This window comes from Nonomuraea sp. NPDC001684 (assembly GCF_053596515.1).
The window spans coordinates 1-5,304 of the sequence record NZ_JBSFGJ010000564.1; the positions used below are offsets into that span (position 1 = coordinate 1).

Annotated in this window: 4 protein-coding genes; 1 reads left to right on the plus strand and 3 read right to left on the minus strand. The window is 70.8% G+C overall.

Annotation, left to right across the window (positions count from 1 at the left end):
- From ACWCSD_RS47165 to ACWCSD_RS47175, 3 genes are all read right to left on the minus strand, one after another.
- A partial coding sequence (locus ACWCSD_RS47165) for a hypothetical protein (RefSeq protein ID WP_449925450.1) occupies window positions 1-694 on the minus strand: 694 nt, incomplete at its 3' end.
- A gap of 8 nt (window positions 695-702) precedes the next feature.
- Window positions 703-1,050 (minus strand): hypothetical protein, encoded by a 348-nt coding sequence (locus ACWCSD_RS47170; protein ID WP_449925453.1) that lies wholly within the window; start codon window positions 1,048-1,050, stop codon window positions 703-705.
- The gene (locus ACWCSD_RS47175) at window positions 1,047-1,394 is read right to left on the minus strand and encodes a hypothetical protein (RefSeq protein WP_449925455.1); all 348 of its coding nucleotides are present in this window, start codon (window positions 1,392-1,394) and stop codon (window positions 1,047-1,049) included. Before ACWCSD_RS47175 ends, ACWCSD_RS47170 begins: the two co-directional genes overlap by 4 nt.
- 168 nt (window positions 1,395-1,562) lie before the next feature.
- On the opposite strand from ACWCSD_RS47175, the gene ACWCSD_RS47180 reads away from it, so the two are divergent.
- Window positions 1,563-5,304: hypothetical protein (locus ACWCSD_RS47180; protein WP_449925458.1), on the plus strand; the 3,742-nt coding region annotated here is incomplete at its 3' end.

A 5,304-nucleotide genomic window follows, 5' to 3' on the forward strand; every position in this document is an offset into this window, starting at 1 on the left:
GTTCTACCTCGCCATGGTCGTGCTGGGCTTCAAGTGGGCCCTGGTGGCCACGGTCTCCTGGGTGTACCTCGGCGTGGCCTGGCGGCTGGTCAGAGACGCCGGTCGCCTCGTCCCACACCTGGACGACCACGGACTTGGTGCCGAGGTTGTGGGTGACGGTCCACGTGTTGCCCGCGGTGGGCGGGCCGACCTGGTCGAAGTCGGTGGAGGTGGAGCCGGACGTGATCGGGAACTTGGCGAACGTGATGGCGGTGGTGCCGACCGTGATGGGGCCGTTGGTGGTGATCCACCACGCGGTGTCGGCGTTGACGGTGCCTTCCTCGACGGTGACCCACAGGCCGGGCGTGACCTCGCTGTTGGCGTCGGCGTCGCCCGCCCGGGTGAGCGCCTGCCCGGACGCGGCGAACACGTAGAGGCCGTTCTCGGCGGCCGCGGTCTGGTCCTTGAGCAGGAGCCGGTCCCCGGCGGCGAGGGTGATGCCGTCGAGGGTGGCCGGGGCGGTCGCGAGGGGGACGTTGCCGGTGGACGCGGCCCGCACGCTGCCCTTGTAGTCGAGGTTGGAGACCGCCGAGTTGATGAGGGTCTTGACCTGCCCCCAGGAGGGGACGCCGGTGTCAGTGGTGGCGTCGCCGACGTTGACCAGCTTGCCGCTGCCCCAGTCGTAGTCTCCGGCGAGCATCTTCTTCACGGCCATGGTGCTCCTTAGCTGAGGTGGGCTCGGCCGGCGGTGGCCGCGCCGAGGGTGACAATCACGGTCGCGATGTCCGGACAGAACACGGCGGCGTCGATCTCGTTGCCGTCGACGTCCTCGACGGCAACGACGGGGCGGCGGCCGAGCTCGTGGGGGATGGTCCATTCGCGGGCGGGCTGGGTCTGGTCGTGGGTGTGGAAGCCGCCGCCGCCGGGCCCGGCCGGGCCGCGCTCCCCCGCCGGCCCGGGTGGGCCTTGTACGCCGGGGGTCCGCACCTGGACGACGGTCGGCCGGTCGGTGACGTGGACGATGGTGTGCTTCTGGCTGGTGGTGACGATCACCGGATCGTGCAGGGTCACGTGGTGACCCCCGGCTTGACCGTGACCGGCCCCTCCAGGAGGCGGGTGTCGTCCCCGCCGGGGGAGGTGAGCAGCAGGTCGTAGACGGCTCGCTCCCACCGGAAGGTGCGGGTGGTGGCGGCGGGGATGCGCAGGCGCACGGTCCCGGCAGGGCCGTCGATGTCGATGCCGCCGGCCTCGGTGTCGAGGTGGTGGAGCAGGGTGGCCGACCCGACGCAGGGCCGGATGTCCATGCGGGCGGTGTAGCCGGTCAGGACGACCGCCCCGGCGTCGTCGCTGATGGTCAGGTCGTGCTCGAACGTGGCGCCCTGCTCGATCAGCAGGGCCAGGGTCGCGGCCGTCATGGGCCGGGATCGTGCCAGCGATGGCCCTTAACGTCCCCCAGAGCCCCACCGGCGGCCGCCAGGTACTTCCCGTGCGGGAAGTACCGATCTTGCCTGTGTGGGGCTCTGGCGCGACGTTAGCGCCGGTTTCAGGCACCCTCCGTGCGGCTCATCGGGGGGTGAGGGCGCATGGGGGACGGGCTCGGGGAGGGCCTCGACGGCGGCCGGATCGACATCAAGGTCGTGGCCGACCTGTCGGACGTCGACGAGGGGAAGCTGCAGAAGGAGATCGACCGCCGCACGAGGGCGGTCAAGGCCCGGCTTGACGCCGAAATTGAGGCTCGGAAGGTCGCCGCCGAGGCGAAGGCGGCCGCGCGGACGGCCGAGCGAGAGGCCGAGGTCCGGCTGCGCGCCACCGTGGACCGGTCGCAGCTTCGGCGAGACCTGGACGGCGTCTCCCGCTCCGACGTGCGGATCAGGTTCGGCGCCGAGGTTGATCGCGCGCAGCTGCGGGCCGACGTCGACCAGGCGGCGCAGGCCGCATCGACGGACGTCGAGGTCGGGGCGGACACCTCCCCCGCACGGACCGAGGGCGAGAAGTTCAAGCAGGAGACCGAGCGGAAGCCGGTCAAGATCCCGATCCAGTTCGACCAGTCCCTCGCCCGGCAGGCCGGCACGGTCGTGGCCACCCTGGGGAAGGTCGCGGCGGTCGGTTCGGGGCTGCTGCTGGCGGCGGCCGGTGCGACAGCGCTCGCGTCCGGGCTGGGCGCGGTCGTCGCCGCCGGTTCTCAGGCGGTCGGCGTGCTCGGCGTGCTGCCCGGCCTGGTGACGACGGCCGCGCAGGGTCTGGCCACGCTGCTGGTCGGCTTCTCTGGGGTCGGTACGGCGTTGGGTGCGTTGTCGCAGGCGGACAAGCAGGCGGCCGCGTCGGGGGCGGCGTCGGCGCAGGCCCGCGAGGCGGCAGCCGAAAGGATCAAGAACGCCGAACGCAGCATCCGGGACGCGGCTCACGCCAGGATGCTGGCGAACGAGCGGGTCGGCGACGCCCGCGACGCCGCGGTGGAGGCCGGCAAGGCGGTGGAGGCGGCCGAGGCCCGCGTCCGTGAGGCGGTCGCCCGCGTCGCGGAGGCACGTCAGAGGGTGAGCGACGCGGTCGCCGCCGCCGCTGACCGGCAGGAGCAGGCGGCCCGCCGCGTCGAGATGGCCGAGCGCCGCGTAGCGGAGGCGTCGCGCGCCACGGCGCGGGCCACTGAGGACCTGAACGAGGCCCGGCGGCAGGCCAAGGAGCGACTTGAGGATCTTGCTCTGGCGGCCAAGGGCGGGGCTCTGGATGAGGAGTCGGCGCAGATCGCCATCGAGCGGGCCAAGGAACGCCTGCAGAAGGTGATGAAGGACCCGTTCGCGTCTGACCTGGACAAACGCGAGGCTGATCTTGCGTACCGGCAAGCACTTCAAAGGCTCGCCGAGGTCAAGGAGCGCAACGGCGACCTGGCCGAGGAGAAGGCCGAGGCGGACGCTCGCGGGGTCGAGGGGTCCAAGGAGGTCGAGGCGGCCAAGGAGCGGCTTAAAGCCTCAATTCAGGCCGAGAAGGACGCAGAGTACGAACTCGGGCAGGCGCGCAAGGAAGCGGCGAAGTCGGCCGTGGACAGCGCTCGCGCCATCGCAGACGCCCAGCGCGGTGTCGCCTCGGCGATCGACGGCGTGAAGGAAGCCCAGGACGGCGTCCGGTCAGCCCAGAAGGCGCAGGTGCGGGCAGCTCGCGACCTGCGTGAAGCCTTGTGGGACCAGATGCTGGCGGTCGAGCGGCTGAAGGACTCCGAGGCCGAGCTTGCGAAGGCACGCAAGGCGGCCAAGACCGCGGGCCAGACCGGCGGCGGCGGGGTGGACCCGGCCGCGCAGGCCCTCGCCGAGCTGTCCCCGGCGATGCGTGAGCTGGTGCTGTTCATCCACCGCCAAGTGCGGCCACAGCTTCGTGCCCTGCGGATGGACGTGCAGGAAGCGCTCGCGCCCGGCATCAAGGCCGGGGTGAAGGCGGCACTGCCGCTGCTCGACACCCTCAAGTCGGGCATGTCCGCGACCGGGTTCGTGGTCGGCGACCTAGTCGCGGACTTCGGCAGGCTCGTCGGCAGCAAGGCGTTCTCCGGCTACGTGTCGCGGATCATGGGCCGCAACAACCAGGCCATCAGCCTGTTCGGCAAGGCGGGCCTGTCGGCGTTCCGGGGGCTCGTCCGCGTGGTGGACGTGTCGATGCCGTACGTGGTCAAGTTCGCCGACCGGGTCGCCGGCCTCGCTGACCGGTTCGACCAGTGGACCAAGAAGGTCCGCGGCGACGGGTCGCTGGGCGACTACTTCGGCCGGGCGTGGGAGGCCGCCTCCAAGCTGTGGCGCATCGTGTCCAACGTCGGCGGCGCCATCGCCGGTATCTTCCGGCCTGGCCAGCAGGCCGGGAACACGATGCTGGAAGACCTCGCCACGTCGGCCGAGAAGTTCCACAAGTGGATCGACCAGCCGGAGACTCAGGCGCGGCTGAAGAAGTTTTTCGACGGCCTGATCCCGCTCATGCGGGAGGCGGGCGGGCTGATCAAGGACGTCGCCACCTTCCTGGGCCGGATCACTGAGGCGGTGGTCGATGACGGCACGCTGACGGACTTCCTGGCGTTCCTGCGCGGCGTCGTCCAGTGGCTCACCAAGATCAGCGACATTCCGTTCGTGGGCGACATCCTCGGATGGATCTTCGTGCTTGGTCTCGTCAGCGTCGTCATCGGCACCCTGCTGAAGAAGATCACCATGCTGGCCAAGGGGATCAAGCTGCTGGGTAAGGCGGGCAAGGGCCTGTCCAAGCTGACGGGCCTGTCCAAGCTGCTCGGCGGCGGGGACGACGACGGCAAGGGCGGCAAGAGCGGCAAGGGGAAGAAGGGCGGCGGCCCGGACGTCGACGTGGAGCTCGGCGGCGACGGCGGGAAGAAGACCAAGGACGCGGCCAAGAACGCCGACCAGCTCGCCGACGCCTACGACGGCGTGGGCCGCTCGGCGGACCAGGCCGGCAAGAAGACGCGCGACCTCGGCCGGGGGATTGACGACACCGGTAAGAAGGCGGACGGCGGGGCGAAGAAGACCGGCATCTTGTCCAAGGCGCTCGACGGCCTGCGCGGGGTGGCGGGGAAGGTCGGCGTCGGGCTCGGCGGCCTGGCGGGCGCGCTCGGCCTGGACAAGCTCGGCGACATCGGCACGAAGCTCAAGACGTCCCTGTCCAAGGTGGACTTGAGCAACTCGCTGAAGAAGGTCAACCCGACGAACCTGATCGCCAAGCCGACCGGGCAGATCAACACGGGGTCGTGGTTCTCGAAGTTGAACCCGAAGAACCTGATCAGCACGGTCGGGGAGAAGATCAACCCCAGCGGCTGGGTGTCGAAGCTGAACCCGCGCGGCCTGGTCGCCGACGTCGGCGACAGGAAGATCGACCCCGGCGGCTGGATGTCGAAGGTCAAGCCGGACAGCGTGTTCGACACGAAGAAGAAGATTGACATCTCGGGGTGGTTCTCCAAGATCAACCCTTCGAGCCTGTTCGGCGGGACCGGCAAGAACGGCAAGGTCGACGTCGGCGGCGACGGCACGACCCCCACAGGCAAGACGGGCAAGACCGGCAAGAAGGGCGGGGGCAAGACGGCGGCGAGGGTCGGCGGCGGTGTGGCGGCCGGTCTCGCTTCCCTGGCCGTGGCCCTGTTCGGGGAGGAGATCCTGGCCGGGGCAGAGGATGCTTTGGGCAAGCCTGGCGCGGGCGCGCTGAACGGCGCGATGAACGGCGGCCTGATGGGCTCGCTGGCCGGGCCGATCGGGGCGCTCGTCGGCGCCGTGTACGGCGGCGTCAACGGCCTGGTCGACGGCGCGGGCGGCAACACCACGGCGGCGATGCTCGGGTCTGCCGTGTCCG